At 35.3% G+C, this 14,404-nt stretch carries 12 protein-coding genes and 1 other RNA gene; 3 read left to right on the top strand and 10 right to left on the bottom strand.

What is annotated here, in order from left to right:
* Positions 1-3 precede the first annotated feature (3 nt).
* Complete coding sequence (locus A33S_RS0102485; protein WP_017176514.1) at positions 4-1,614, bottom strand: LPXTG cell wall anchor domain-containing protein; 1,611 nt, start codon at positions 1,612-1,614, stop codon at positions 4-6.
* Positions 1,615-1,638: 24 nt separating this feature from the next.
* Complete coding sequence (locus tag A33S_RS0102480) at positions 1,639-1,941, bottom strand: YSIRK-type signal peptide-containing protein (protein ID WP_017176513.1); 303 nt, start codon at positions 1,939-1,941, stop codon at positions 1,639-1,641.
* A gap of 200 nt (positions 1,942-2,141) precedes the next feature.
* Here A33S_RS0102480 and A33S_RS0102475 point away from each other — a divergent pair, with 200 nt between their 5' ends.
* Positions 2,142-2,531: a ribonuclease HI family protein gene (locus A33S_RS0102475; protein WP_009383788.1), complete on the top strand. Its 390-nt coding sequence runs from the start codon at positions 2,142-2,144 to the stop codon at positions 2,529-2,531.
* Positions 2,532-2,610: 79 nt separating this feature from the next.
* Here A33S_RS0102475 and A33S_RS0102470 read toward each other — a convergent pair whose 3' ends face one another.
* The 8 genes from A33S_RS0102470 to A33S_RS0102440 form a co-directional block, all read right to left on the bottom strand.
* Positions 2,611-3,492: a 5'-3' exonuclease gene (locus A33S_RS0102470; protein WP_009383787.1), complete on the bottom strand. Its 882-nt coding sequence runs from the start codon at positions 3,490-3,492 to the stop codon at positions 2,611-2,613.
* Between the two features lie 13 nt (positions 3,493-3,505).
* Positions 3,506-6,955: a dynamin family protein gene (locus A33S_RS0102465; protein WP_017176512.1), complete on the bottom strand. Its 3,450-nt coding sequence runs from the start codon at positions 6,953-6,955 to the stop codon at positions 3,506-3,508.
* A gap of 196 nt (positions 6,956-7,151) precedes the next feature.
* Positions 7,152-8,051: an EamA family transporter RarD gene (gene rarD / locus A33S_RS0102460; protein ID WP_009383785.1), complete on the bottom strand. Its 900-nt coding sequence runs from the start codon at positions 8,049-8,051 to the stop codon at positions 7,152-7,154.
* A gap of 23 nt (positions 8,052-8,074) precedes the next feature.
* Positions 8,075-9,196, bottom strand: coding sequence for a THUMP domain-containing class I SAM-dependent RNA methyltransferase (locus A33S_RS0102455; RefSeq protein WP_009383784.1), 1,122 nt, complete (start codon positions 9,194-9,196; stop codon positions 8,075-8,077).
* Positions 9,197-9,367: 171 nt separating this feature from the next.
* Positions 9,368-9,748, bottom strand: an RNA gene (gene rnpB, locus A33S_RS11965) — RNase P RNA component class B.
* Between the two features lie 82 nt (positions 9,749-9,830).
* Positions 9,831-10,157 (bottom strand): cell division regulator GpsB, encoded by a 327-nt coding sequence (gene gpsB, locus A33S_RS0102450; protein WP_009383783.1) that lies wholly within the window; start codon positions 10,155-10,157, stop codon positions 9,831-9,833.
* A 22-nt stretch (positions 10,158-10,179) separates the two neighbouring features.
* Positions 10,180-10,737, bottom strand: a complete 558-nt coding sequence (locus tag A33S_RS0102445; RefSeq protein ID WP_009383782.1) for an SLOG family protein — start codon at positions 10,735-10,737, stop codon at positions 10,180-10,182.
* On the bottom strand, positions 10,730-11,071 hold the full coding sequence (locus A33S_RS0102440; RefSeq protein ID WP_009383781.1) for a DUF1798 family protein: 342 nt from the start codon (positions 11,069-11,071) through the stop codon (positions 10,730-10,732). Before A33S_RS0102440 ends, A33S_RS0102445 begins: the two co-directional genes overlap by 8 nt.
* Positions 11,072-11,329: 258 nt before the next feature.
* On the opposite strand from A33S_RS0102440, the gene recU reads away from it, so the two are divergent.
* Together recU and A33S_RS0102430 are read left to right on the top strand one after the other, a co-directional pair.
* Entirely contained in the window at positions 11,330-11,956 is a 627-nt protein-coding gene (gene recU, locus A33S_RS0102435; protein WP_009383780.1) for a Holliday junction resolvase RecU, read from the top strand.
* A complete protein-coding gene (locus tag A33S_RS0102430) occupies positions 11,953-14,376 on the top strand; it encodes a transglycosylase domain-containing protein (RefSeq protein WP_009383779.1) in 2,424 nt (807 codons plus the stop codon). Before recU ends, A33S_RS0102430 begins: the two co-directional genes overlap by 4 nt.
* Positions 14,377-14,404 lie beyond the last annotated feature (28 nt).

The raw sequence follows: 14,404 nt of genomic DNA, 5'->3' as shown, positions 1-14,404 counted from the left end.
ATGTTAGTTATGCTTTCTACTGCGGTAACTTAATAAGATACTTCCTCCAACTAAAAGTGAAATCATACCAATGTTAATTAATTTTTGATGATCGAATTCACCTGTTTGTGGCAACATCTTCTGAGCTTGTTGCGCTTTAGCTGATTTGGCTTTTGAAGGCGTTGAATCCTCGCTTCCATGACTCGTATTGACCGAAGTTGGTAAAGGTGTCACGACTGTATCAGCATTGTCTTTTTTCTTAACCTCTGGCATGAATTGCAACGGATTAGCAGGATCTTTAGGATAGTGATTTGCTTTTAAGTATTGGTTGATTGATTCAGCATAGTTAGCTTCAAGCTTAAGCAATGCTTCATAGAAATCATCATTAAACACAGAACTATCCGCTTTAACCTTTTCTTGTTCGACAAGCGCTTTAAACTTTGCAAATTTTTCTTTTAGCAACGTCAATTGTTTCAATGCCTCTTCTTTATTTAAACCATCAAGGTTCATTTCTAACTCTTTTAAAAGCCCTTTCCAGTCAATTTCTTTATCTTCTACAGGTGGTTTATCACCCGCTTTTGCTTCACGTGCCTCAACCTCTGTCATTAATTTTACGAGCTGGTCGTGTAACTTAAGCAGTTTATCTATTGTTTCCTTGTTATTGACGATTGTCGTACCATTTTTTAAGTCTTCTTCAGCTAACTTTTTCAATAACTCAAGTTGTTTATTAACTTCAACCAAGTACGCTTTTAACTCGTCTTTCGACATTTTAGAAAGATCCTTAGGCTCAGGTTTCGTATTTTCCTGATTAGCTTCCGACTCTTGTTTATCAACGTGCGCTTTTAACTCTAATAACTTATCTCGCAATTTAACGAGCTTCTCTATTGTTTCTTTGTTGTTCACAATAGTAGTTCCATTTTTCAAATCTTCTGCAGCCAGTGACTTAAGCAATTCAAACTGCTTATTAACTTCAACTAAGTACCCTTTCAATTCATCTTTTGTCATTTTTGAAAAGTCGATTGGTTGAGACGTCTCTTCAGCTTCTTTTTTATCGATTGCTGCTTTTAACTCTTGAGCATTTTTAAACAAGGTTTGTAGCTTTTTAAGCGTGTCATCCGAAATAGCACTACTATTTGGATTATTTTTCTCAGCTTCTACGATTGTTTTAAGCGCACTAAACTGATCGTTAATTTCCTTCAAATACGCTTTTAAACCTTCCTTATCGAGTTGATTGATTTTAAGTTTAAATTCGTTATATACAACTACGATGTTAGAAGGTTCAGAATATTTATAGCCTGTTTTAGACGCTACCGCATAAAACGACGCATCTTCCATATTTGAAAAGTCATAATCTACGTTAAAAGTACCGTCAGAATTCGTTACCGTTGACAAAGGACTTTGATTGGCATCCAACAAAGGACGCGTATGCTTCGTCACTTGATTTCCCTTTTCATTATAGAAAAAGTTGACTGTTGTATCGGGTTCAGATGTGCCGCGAATGAAAGTAGATTGAGTAGTGATATCATTGGTAATTATAGGTTCAAATAATTTTAAGGCCTCGTTAACACGAACATAATATTCAAGAAATTCTTCTTGGTTATCCTTCTTAGTCGCGCGAATGGTTAAGGGTTTCAAATCAGTTGGCGTCGTTAAGGTACCCTAGATATAGGTTTTGTTAATATTTAAACCATGTGTGTCTTGTCCCTCTTTGAAAGAAAATGTGGCTTCATTGTCGCCAGCGTAGTTTGGTGCTTCGATAATAGGCTGATTAACGACTTCACCTTCATGGCCTTTTATCGTGTGAGCGTGGACATACTCATTGTTTTGATCAGGGACTGTGGAGTTGGTAGTTTCTTCAGCTTCAGCTACATAATTACCACCCAAAAGGATAGTTGTACCAAGTAAAGCTGAGTAAATACCCTTCTTATACTTTCGTATACTAAATCTTTGATGTTGACTCATTGATGATACCTCTTTTCTTGATGTGCTTTTATATTGAGAAATAATAGTTTGCTTAAATTATTTATAATATATTGAAACATATAATGTCAATATAAAAGCGGGAATCATTAAATAAATATATCAATTTAATTGGCCGCGGGTGTAAAAGAAATTCATTTTGATATAATATTAAGTAAGAAATCGAAAAGGATGAGTAATAGATGGCTAAAATTGCGTTTGATGCTGCAACGAGAGGAAATCCTGGCGAGAGTGTTTGTGGCGTAGTAATTGCTTTAGAGAACGAGCGTATTAAAGAAACCAAATATTTAGGTATTACTGATAATCATTCTGCTGAATGGGAAGCGTTATTATATGCCTTACATTTAGCAATCCAACATGGCGTCAAAAATGCTTTCATTCAAACAGATTCCAAATTAGTGGAAGATTCTATTTTAGACGACCAAGTTAAAAGCGAAAAGTTCAAGCATTACTTTCAAACTTATAAATCACTTGAACACGAGTTTGATTTAGTTTTTGTTAAATGGGTACCCCGCGACCAGAATAAAGAAGCGAACCAGCTCGCGCAACAAGCGCTTAGAAAGATGAAATAATCCTTAGTACCTCAACATAAAAATTGAGCCCCCTCAATGACTGTTACATCATTGAGAGGGCTTTTTCTAGAGTGAAAATTTAAATAAAATTTGACGTAATATAGCGTTTGGAAACGCGTAATTCGTGCTCGTCACAAACGTTCAAAATGAGCGGTAAGTTAAGACGATATCGCATGTTTTCAATTAAAGACTCATGGTCTAAAGGCACGTCTGTATGAATTTGAGCTAACGATTTAGATAACTTTAAAGCGTCAACATTCGTATTGATCTTCGTTTGTTGGCCTTTCGTTAGTTGATCGATATTGTCTAGCACTCCTTCTACAGAATGATGATTTTGAATCAGTTTCACTGCCGTTTTCTCACCGATACCTTTAACGCCGGGATATCCATCTGCCGTATCACCCATAAACGCCTTTACATCTACGAGTTGATGTGGTTGTAGGTCATATTCCGTATTAAAACGTGACATATCGTAACGGTTATATATCTTAAAGCCTTTTTTAATGAGCCATATTTCAACATGTTCATCAATACATTGTAATAAATCTCGGTCGCCAGTCACGATAAACACTCGGTTCTCTTTAGCATAATGTTTCGCAATCGTTCCCATTACATCGTCCGCTTCATAATTCACAACGCCGATATTATGGAAACCTAGAGCTCCAGAGAGTTCTTTGACGTGATCAAATTGTGGTATGAGTTCTTCTGGTGGCGCCTTGCGATTTGATTTATAGGCTTCGAACATATCATTTCTAAAGGTCTTTTGACCCATATCCCAACACACCGCTACGTGAGTTGGTTTAATGTCATGCACAGCTTGTATGACATGTCGAATAAATCCTTGAGTACCGTTTGTAGGCACCCCTTCACTATTTCTCATAAACTGCTTGTGAATGCTTGTCGCATAGAAATGGCGGAATAAGAGCGCCATACCATCTATGAGTAAAATGCGTTTCTCCATAAGTGACCTTCCTTTATGCTTTCAAATCTAAACGGTCGAGTTCAGCAATCGCTTCTTGTAATTGACCAAGCAATGCCTCATCCATGCTAAAGTTTAAAATACCGTCGATTTGAGAATTTGCTTCCGTTTCAAATGCTTCGACTTGATTATCGAGTGCTTTAAGTTGTTGATTTTTAAGCGTCATGAGACTATTTCTTAATTTTGAAAAGCCATCTCCCAATAATGTGACTGAAAGATTCAATATCGTTTCTTGAATTTGTTTTTGTTTCTCATGGTTTAAAATATTTTTCTTCGTTAACTGCTTAGGTAAGCCTTCGACAAACTGATCTAAATCAATATTTAAATAGGATTCATTAATTTCATCGACATCTACTTTAAAAGTAGGATGAATTAAAACATGTCGTTGTTGTAACTCTTTAATTGTTGGTGCAATTTCATTTTCATAAGTTGAAATTATAAAGCGTTTTAATCTTTCAATCATTAAAGTTTGTTCAAGATATAAACGTTGTTGAATTTGATCTAAATACACCTTCGACGCTAAACGTTTTTCTTGATTAAAGTTAGACGTGTTTGTCATTTGACCATTAAATACCGATTTCACTTCATCTAACAATTGAATTTTCAAGCGTTCTGATAAGTGATAAATTTGATCTTCAATTTCATTTTCAGATTTAATATTTGTCGTATCTAAGAACTTATCTTTAAAGACTTTAGGTGATTTAATTTGTTTTAAGTCTTGTTTATTTTTCTCAAGTTCGGATTTATTATTTTGATGTTCATCAATCATTGATTTAAATGAAACGTTCATTTGTGTAAGTTGTTGACACATTGCATGTTCTAAAACATGTTTAGATTCGACTTTTGCAAAATGCGTAATACTATCATGAAGTTGATTTATACCGTCATCACCTGACTGTAATGCATTACGACTTGAAACACCAAAGATTTCTGGATGCATATCAACTTGTTGCAATGCATCATCTACATATTGAATAACATCTTCTTCATCTTGCTTAGTTTCAGCTAAATCTACTGCATTTACAACCATCTTGAATGCTTGGTTCTCGATAAGTTGGTTCATATCTTTCATGTGTTTAATGAACGCTTTGTCATTATCTGTAAACGAATGATTAAAATAACTCACGTATAATATTAAATCAGAAGAAGTTAAGATTTTTTCCGTCTCATTTGTATGACGTTGGTTATTAGAGTGTAAACCAAGTGAATCAACAATAATCTTATCTTGTAACCAAGGATGTTCTAATTGAATATGTACGGTTTTAACAAACGTCGCGTATTCATCTTCAGCACTCCACTTTTTAATTTCATCTTGTGGAATTTCTTGATACGCACCCTTTTCAAGCATTGATAGGTACATATCATGATGTTGTTCAATAGCCTTTAAAAAGGCAAGCTGATTCTTCTCTATAGCTTGATAAAGTTTCTTATGGTTCTTGCTAGTAAATGACTCAACTGAATCATAAACCTCGCCCACAATTTCAGTTACATTATTAATTTCTTCAAGTAACTCATCTTGTGTCTTTAATGTAATCCCACTATTGTTACCGTAACTAATCTCAGTTGTAGCTGCAGTCGTTGGGTTTGGCGAGCTTACAAGGTAATGATCACCGAGTAAAGCATTAATTAAGCTACTTTTACCCGCACTAAATGTTCCGAAGACACCAATTTTAATAAGCTGATTATCGAGTCGATCTAACGTATTTTGAATGTCGTTCTTATTTGACTCAAATAGCGGGATATCTTTTACGACTTGTAGACCACTTTCTACCGTTTCGCGGTAACGTTTACCGTCCGTTTCGGTCTCTTTCGATTTTGTTTCGCGTGCTTCAGTTTGTTTTTCTGTCTCTTTAGGTTCATATTGAATTTCGGTACGATCAATGAGTTTATCTAAAGAATCATCCATATGAATATAATAATGTTTGTAATTTTGAGTTTCTAACGATTGTTTCAAATTTCTTAAATTCATATAAATTTGGTAATCATCATTTTCATCTTGTTGTTGATCATCAACTTCTTCAACTTCAACATTTTGAATTATGTCATTTACTAGAGGCTCTGATTGCTTTAAGATTTGTTGTTTTAGCTTTTTCATTAAATCATCGCAATACGTTAATACATAATTATTACTTATTGAAATTTGAGGTTGATATAAATCTTCTAATGTTGCAGGTTCAATCGTATAACTTTGATTTAAGATACGCTCGTTAATGTCTTTTGACGTGGTAAAGCGTGTTAAGAATGACATGTCTTCGCGCATAACTTTGGTTATCTCGTTATCTACCTTTTGTTGCAGATGTTCTACCGCAGCATCCAAGCGTTTCTGGCGTTCTTCTTCAGTCTTTTTCTTCTTATTGAAAAAGCCACCTACTTTAAAATCCTTCGTCATGCTTTCTAAATAATGCTTAATCGTTTCACGCATATCATGCGTCATAACATAAGAGTTATCAATAATGTTGCGGCGTTTATCATATAAATAGTTATATAATGCTTCAGAATCATTTAACAAACGCGACTCTTCGCTAACAGATTGATGTTGCTGATGACGGATATAAGCCTCATCAAATTCCGTTGCTGAAACTTCAAGCGCTTCAAGAATGCTCTCCATATGATTGTTAATATATGACAGTTGATGTTCCGTAATAAAATCAACCATACGATTAACATAAACATCCATCGGTTCACGGTCATGGTCTTTTTGAACGAGATATTCCGATAAATCTTGAAGTTGATTATGTGGTGTTTCAAATTTTGACACGTAAAACACATCTTCTAGTTTAATATCCCATTCTTCGACCGACTTCATCACGCGAGACTTAAATGTATCAAACGAAATTTCATCTTCGTTATGTTTATCAATTTGGTTGATAACGAATACAAGCGGAATGCCAGCTTGATTAAGTTCTTTCATGAAGCGGAAGTTCATCGCAGATTGTACGTGGTTATAATCTACTGTATAGAAGATAATATTACTTGTGTATAAGAAGCTCTCAGCACTTGAACGGTGTGTTTGAACATTAGAATCTACACCTGGTGTATCTTGAAGTGTGAAGCCATTACTAAACTTATCTGTTTCATAATTAATTTCAATCGATTCTATATCTACATTTTCACGGTTTAAAGATTTAACTTCGTCATAATTACTTAATTTGGTATAACGTTGACCTTCAATGTTCGCGATAATATTAGCCTCTTCTGAAGCTGTAACAATCGCAGTGTTACTTGTAGTAGGTACGGGAGAACTTGGCAGAATTTCTTGTTCAATAATGTTATTGATGAGTGTTGATTTTCCTGCTGAAAAGTGACCTACGAAAGTCGCTGTGTATTGCTCTAAATAAACCTTTTTAATAATTTGATTAATCGTATGAATAAACGATTGATGATCAGATTTTTCAATCTCTTTTTTCAATTTATATAAAATGTCTAATTGTTCATCTTTAGTCATTAAATTGGCTCCCCTTGTATAAATACTCTTGATACATATTGTATATCATTTATTGATGAGTCAAAAGAGAATTTAATTGATTATCGCCATAATTTTGTAACTTTTATGAATTTATGCATAGTGTGTCTATAAAGTGCTTTTAAAAAAGAAAATGATATAAAAAAGAACGAAACCGAAGTTCCGTTCTTAAATAAAATTATACTGGATTTTTAGATTTACGAATTGTTAAGTATTTTGAAATACTATATAAAATAATACCAATCCATATAAATATGAATGTTATTAATTGGTTAATGTCAAACTTTTCATGGAAGACAAATATACCAAGAATGAAGATTAATGTTGGACCAACATATTGAATGAAGCCAACTAATGATAACGGTATACGTTTAGCGCCTGCAGAGAATAGTATGAGCGGTATCGCGGTGATGGCACCTGAGAACAATAAGCAGAATGTTGACATGTTCCAACCTGATGAAACTTGGCTTGTTTGGAATAAGTACCAAATGTAGATGATACCAGCAGGAGCTGTTACGATACATTCAATTGTAATACTACTTAACGCGTCAATGTTAATAGACTTCTTAATGAGGCCATAAAAACCAAAGCTAAATGCGAGTAGTAGTGAAATATATGGAAATTCACCTATTTTTAGCGTCATAAAGATAACACCTATCGTTGCTAAAGCAATGGCGATCCATTCAAGTTTGGTAAAGCGTTCCTTTAAAAAGATGAGAGCGAGCACAATACTTACTAAAGGATTGATATAATAACCTAAACTTGCTTGAAGTACGTGGCCATGATCAACGGCGTAGATGAATGTACCCCAGTTAATTGTGATAATGTAACCAGCCACGACGATTGCAACAAATTTAGTCGGAAATTGTTTTAAGTAATGTAAATCTTTCTTAAGTGCGCCCGTCTTATTAATAATTGGTAGCAAAATGACCATGAAAATGAGAGAAAGAATTATCCTAAACGCGAGTGTTTCAAACGAGCCGATACCTTTAACGAGTGACCAATATATGGGTAAGATGCCCCATAGTATGTATGCACCTAGCGATAAAAAGATGCCTCGTTTAAATTCTTGATGCATATAATTCCTCCTTTAAACCTAAATTATCGTTTACCCCAATATTGATAATAGGTACATTCAATATAACCATTGAAGAGTTTACGACGTTTAGTAGCTTTTTGATTAACTAAGAATTCGAATTCTTTATTGCTTGTAAGTATATAAGTTGATAGAGATGGGTTTTTCTTCATGAGTTTACCAATGTAGCGGTACATTTCTTCAACTTCTTCACGGTCACCGATACGTTCACCATATGGTGGGTTTCCGATTAACGACACAGGTCCGTCATGTTGAATTGACAATGTATTAACATCCTGTACTTTAAATTGAATGATGTCACCTAGACCTACTTCATCGGCGTTTTGTTTCGCATTCTCAATCATTTCAGGATCGATATCTGAAGCGATGACTTCAACTTCTTTTTCATAATCTGCACTTTCATCTGCTTTAGCACGTAAATCTTCGTAAAGATTTGCTGGCATCATATCCCACTTTTCAGAAACAAACTCACGATTAAATCCTGGTGCAATATTTTGAGCAATTAAGCATGCTTCTATCGCAATTGTACCTGAACCACAAAATGGATCGATTAAAGGCGTATTGCCATCCCAGTTCGCAAGGCGAATTAAACTTGCTGCAAGCGTTTCTTTAATCGGCGCTTCCCCTTGCGCGATACGGTAGCCACGCTTGTTAAGACCTGAACCTGCAGTATCAATCGTGAGTAAGACATTATCTTTAAGTATTGAAACCTCAACAGGATACATAGCACCTGTTTCATCTAACCAACCGCGTTCGTTATAAGCGTGCTTAAGTCTTTCGACGATCGCTTTCTTTGTAATCGCCTGACAGTCTGGCACACTGTATAATTTAGATTTTACACTACGTCCTTGGACTGGAAATTTTCCATCTTCAGATATAAACGTTTCCCATGGTAAATCTTTTGTCTTCTCAAATAATTCATCAAACGTAAACGCTTTAAATTGTCCAACGACAATTTTAATTCGATCGGCGGTACGTAACCATAAGTTGCATGTCGCGATTGCTTCCTCATCACCTTCGAAATAAATTCGGCCATTTTCTACCGTCGTTTCATAACCTAAGCTTTGGATTTCTTTTGAAACAACTGCTTCAAGACCCATTGGGCATACTGCTAGTAATTGAAACATCTTAAAACAATCCCTTTTCTAAGTATTATGTAATTCTATGTTAACAGAGTTCTTAAAACTTATGTTATATATTAAATTCAAATAAACAAATATATATCTATAATATAAGTTGTCATACCCATTAAAAAAAGCTCTCCGTCTATTGGAGAGCATAGTGTCTAGTAGTGATATTTTTGTAAGCCATGTTCTGTACCTTAGTACTACTAACGTGCACTAGTCACACTCGTACGCCGGCAGTAATCATCTGTCTGAATTTATATATTACGAATATAAATACCTCGTCTATATGTTGACTTCCATTAGACAAGTGCTCCTACCAAATTTGGATTGCTCACTCGAGGGGTTTACCGCGTTCCACCTTTTATATTTCTATAAAAGCTACGTCACTGTGGCACTTTCAGGCTATTGTAACCATATCAAAGACTTAGGTTAGGTCACCGCCGTCAACTTAATGCCTTGACTTATTGTTTCGTCAAGCACGAACACTACAATCATCTCAGATTGTGTGAGCATGGACTTTCCTCTATATTACTATAGCGATTACTCAAAATATCACTGAAAAATTATATCATGCATATACAAAAATATAAAGACTAAAAGTCCTATGTACTGTATCGCATCTAAAGAAAGTGTATTACTTACCGAATACAGCTTTTTCTAAATTAGAAATGCGTTTTAAGAGGTCAACGTTGCCAGAGTTGTTACCTGAGAATGCTTTATTATCTTGAGGTCTGCTTGAAGCAACACGTAATCTTAAATCTTCAATCTCTTTTTTTAGTTTATTGTTTTCTTCTGATAACTTAATTACTTCGTTGTTAAGATCAGACATTTTTTGGTAATCTGCAATAATATCATCTAAAAAGGCATCAACCTCTTCTGGACGATATCCTCTTACCATTGTCTTTTCAAAATCTTTTTCATAAATATCTTTAGCAGTTAACTTTAATGAAACTTCTGACATAATTTCTCCACCTCATTCAAAACTATTGTTCATTTGACCATTGCAAATCGTTGATGAAATCAGTGATTTCATCAAATGTGACAATATCATAAGTATAATTTGTTTTTTCAACAAAATCAACTAAGAGTCTTTTGAAGTATTTAGGGCTTCCTTCCATTTCATCGTCATATATCATAATAGTTAGGTCTGTGTGATCAAGCATAAACTGATCGCAAGCTTTAAATTGGTGCGGACCTTGGTATGGTGCGTGATAAATACTATTCACGTAATCAGCCTTTGAAGCGACTTGTTCAAACTTAAGGGTGTTCTCTTCATTCCACTTTGCCGTTACCTCTTCGAATGGTGTGATGATACCAAGTTTAATTTGCGGATATTCCTCTTTAAGTTCAATAACGGTCTGAGCGACCCACATTTCGATACCAAGCTGCCCTTGCGTTAGCACCCATTCCAGACCTTCTTCAATATAAGTGATTAATTTGTTTCTGATAAACTTTTTTAAATATTTAACTTCATCACAATTATCATTAAATATATTAAGCTCAAATGGTTTATATCCCGTAAAGTAAGCGGTCTTATACATCGATATCACCTAAATGTTGTTGAATATAGTTTAAATCATAAGTCACAGCTTTGTGCTTTTCAATAAATAGCTTTCGACTCTTATCGAAATGACATTCGACGGTCAATTCTTTAAAATGCTCGATAAAGTTATCGAATTTCATCGGATTCATGTAAGGTAATTCGACGATGTTTTGTTTTTCTTCTATTAAAAGGTCTAATTTAGCATCAACCTCTTTTGTGTAAGGTACCACTTCTTTGTAAAAGTCGTACGCGTGCCCTTCTTTTGATGAGGTGAAGCGTTGAAAGATTTCATCGAGAATGACTTGTAGTTCTTTAAGCACGTGCCTATCCATCTTTCACCCTCCTTTTAACAATAATTTATCATATATCAGTGTCTATAACCTAGTTGTATCAAATGCTTCGTTAAAAATTGTGTAAGTAGATATGTATTCTCTATTAAAAATGCTATAATAAATTTGCCGATTCGTATTATTATGTTCAAATACATATGCGTTTACATAGAAATATAAAGAACGATAAATATATAAATAAAATATGTATTTGAATATACGTGTGATCGGATGAACCATTAATAATGCGTGGTGAAACAAATGAATTATCCTAATGGGAAGCCATTTTTAAGAAATCGGACTCAGGACGGAATGAAAAAGCAGTCCCAGTCACGTAACATTAAATATGGTGGTAGAGGTATGTCTTTAGAATCGGATATCGAGAAATCGAATAAATATTACCGAGAGACTAACCGAGCAGTCATACATAAAAAACCGACTCCGGTTCAAATTGTTAATGTCGACTATCCGATGCGTAGTAAAGCTGTCATAAGAGAAGCATACTTCAGGACCCCTTCTACAACCGACTATAATGGTATTTATAATGGATATTACATTGACTTCGAAGCTAAGGAAACAAAGAACAAAACCTCCTTCCCTTTGAATAATATTCACGACCATCAAGTGTCGCATATGGAAGCGGTTTATCAGCAAAAAGCGATTGTCTTTTTAATGATACGTTTCAAAAGCTTAAATGAAGTTTATTTAATATCTTATAGGAAGTTTTTACCATTTTGGCAACGTTTTTTAAACGATGTCAAGAAGTCTATTTCGGTTGAAGAAATCAGAGAAAATGGTTACCATATTCCTTATCAGTATCAACCACGATTAAACTATCTTAATGCAGTTGATAAGTTGATATTAGATGAAAGTGAGGACCGCTTATGAGCCAAAAGAATAGGACTTCGCGTTCAAATAAGTCGAAGTCCGGTAAAAAACAGAATAAAAACATTAAGAGGACGATAATTAAGATTCTAGGATTCTTGTTCTTAGCCTTCTTAGTCTTAATGTTGTTAGGTATATTACTTTTTGCTTATTATGCTTGGAAAGCTCCAGCTTTTAGTGATTCTAAGTTACAAGATAATATACCGGCAAAAATTTATGACAGGAACGGAGAACTGGTTAAGACCATGGACGACGGTCAGCGTCGTGCACGTGTTGATATCGATGAAGTACCACAGCAAATGAAAGATGCTGTATTAGCAACTGAGGATAATCGCTTCTATGACCATGGTGCATTAGACTATAAACGTTTATTCGGCGCAGTTCTTAAGAACGTTACAGGTGGATTCGGTTCTCAAGGTGCTTCAACGCTTACACAACAAGTTGTTAAACGTTCGTTCCTAACGAATGAAAAGTCTATCGGACGTAAAGCACAAGAAGCTTATCTATCTTACCGTTTAGAGCAAGAATATAGTAAAGATGAAATTTTCGAAATGTACTTAAACAAGATTTACTACAACGATGGTGTACATGGTGTTAAAGCCGCTGCTAAGTACTATTTTGATAAAGATTTAAAAGACTTAAATCTTGCTGAATCTGCATACTTAGCTGGTTTACCTCAAGTACCTTCTTACAACAACGTTTATGACCATCCAGATCGTGCTGAAAAGCGTAAAGACACAGTATTACATCTGATGGAAATGCACGGACGTATTTCTAAGAAGCAAATGAAGGAAGCACAAGAAACACCTATCGACAAAAACCTTGTAGAACGTACAGCTAAAGATCGTCAAATTCAACCTGAAGATGAAGATTCTAAGCAATATGCATCATATATTAACTTTGTGAAACAAGAGTTAATGTCTAACGAAGAATACAAAGGTAAAAATCTTCAAGACGTTATGAACAGTGGTATTAAGATCTACACGAACATGGACAAAAATGTTCAAAACTCTTTACAAGACAAAGTTAATAACGGTTCTTATTATAAGAACGATGACCAAAAAGTTGGTGCCACTATTGTTGATAGTGAAACTGGTGAATTAGTCGCGATTTCAGGTGGCCGTGATTATAAAGACGTTGTAGAACGTAACATGGCTACAGATGTTCACCCTACTGGTTCTTTATTAAAACCATTCTTAGCTTATGGACCAGCCATTGAAAACATGAACTGGGCAACAAACCATAAGATCCAGGACGAAGACCAAATTAACATTAACGGAGGCATCTTCAAAAACTACGACCAAAAAGGTCACGGTGAAGTTTCTGCCTTTGACGCGTTAAGACAAAGTTTCAACGTTCCTGCACTCAAGACATGGCAAGAAGTTAAGGACCATGCAGGTAATGGCGCACCAGTTAAATTTGCTGAAAAAGTTGGACTTGAATATCAATCTAAAGATATCGGCCCTTCTGATGTACTTGGTGGTTCATCATCTGAATTCTCACCTACTGAACTTGCTTCTGCCTACGCGGCAATCGCTAACGGCGGTGAGTACAACAAAGCGCACTCAATTCAAAAAGTTGTGGACGCTGACGGTGATACAATCGAATTTGAACACTCAAGTAATAAGGCAATGAAAGATTCAACAGCCTTCATGTTAGCTGAAATGCTTAAAGGTACATTCGAACCATACGGCTCTGCGTTTGGTAAAGGCGTACCAGGCATTAACTTAGCAGCTAAGACAGGTACTGGTACTTATGCGCAACAAATTTATGACCAATATAACTTACCAGATTCTGCCGCAAAAGACGTTTGGATAAACGGTTTCACACCGAAATATTCAATGTCAGTGTGGATGGGCTTTGATAAAGTTAAACCATACGGTGAAAACTCATTTGTTGGTCATGATGAACAAGTCTTACCACAAGGATTACTTCAAGATGTTATGAGTGAAGTTAACCCTAAAGATGGTCAAGATTACAAGAAACCAGCTTCAGTTGAAGGTAGCTACCCTAACTACAATATTGCTGGTAACAAAGATAGTTCAACTACAGACAATAAAACAAAATCATCACCTAACTCAAACTTTGGTAACAGTACTAGCTCAGTTCCATCATCTGACGAATCAAGTGAAGAATCTGATTCATCTGAAAGCGACAGCAGCTCAGAGTCATCAAATAGTTCTAATGGATCAAGTGCTACTACTCAGAACCAACAGCAACAAGGTACGACTCAGTCACAACAACAAGGTCAATCTCAAAGACAATCTCAGAACCAAAAGCCAGCTGGGGCTACACAACAAGGTAACCAAAGTCAGCAACAAAATGGTAGCAACCAAGGTAATCAAAATTCTCAAAATCAACAGTCGACAACACCGCAAACATCCACCCGACCTCAAAACGGTCAGTCACAGCAAGCGGGTTAACGACATAATTAAAGACCAGGCATTGAGC

Source organism: Staphylococcus massiliensis CCUG 55927 (assembly GCF_000298075.1).
In the GTDB taxonomy this organism is placed as follows: Bacteria; Bacillota; Bacilli; order Staphylococcales; family Staphylococcaceae; genus Staphylococcus; species Staphylococcus massiliensis.
Note: the sequence above shows the minus strand (reverse complement) of the source record. Positions and strands in the feature narration are given on the sequence as shown.

Bases quoted from the DNA above. Each gene is read 5' to 3' on its own strand.
- A33S_RS0102480 (WP_017176513.1), bottom strand. From the start codon at position 1,941: ATGAGTCAACATCAAAGATTTAGTATACGAAAGTATAAGAAGGGTATT.
- A33S_RS0102475 (WP_009383788.1), top strand. From the start codon at position 2,142: ATGGCTAAAATTGCGTTTGATGCTGCAACGAGAGGAAATCCTGGCGAG.
- A33S_RS0102470 (WP_009383787.1), bottom strand. From the start codon at position 3,492: ATGGAGAAACGCATTTTACTCATAGATGGTATGGCGCTCTTATTCCGC.
- A33S_RS0102465 (WP_017176512.1), bottom strand. From the start codon at position 6,955: ATGACTAAAGATGAACAATTAGACATTTTATATAAATTGAAAAAAGAG.
- rarD (WP_009383785.1), bottom strand. From the start codon at position 8,051: ATGCATCAAGAATTTAAACGAGGCATCTTTTTATCGCTAGGTGCATAC.
- A33S_RS0102455 (WP_009383784.1), bottom strand. From the start codon at position 9,196: ATGTTTCAATTACTAGCAGTATGCCCAATGGGTCTTGAAGCAGTTGTT.
- gpsB (WP_009383783.1), bottom strand. From the start codon at position 10,157: ATGTCAGAAGTTTCATTAAAGTTAACTGCTAAAGATATTTATGAAAAA.
- A33S_RS0102445 (WP_009383782.1), bottom strand. From the start codon at position 10,737: ATGTATAAGACCGCTTACTTTACGGGATATAAACCATTTGAGCTTAAT.
- A33S_RS0102440 (WP_009383781.1), bottom strand. From the start codon at position 11,071: ATGGATAGGCACGTGCTTAAAGAACTACAAGTCATTCTCGATGAAATC.
- recU (WP_009383780.1), top strand. From the start codon at position 11,330: ATGAATTATCCTAATGGGAAGCCATTTTTAAGAAATCGGACTCAGGAC.
- A33S_RS0102430 (WP_009383779.1), top strand. From the start codon at position 11,953: ATGAGCCAAAAGAATAGGACTTCGCGTTCAAATAAGTCGAAGTCCGGT.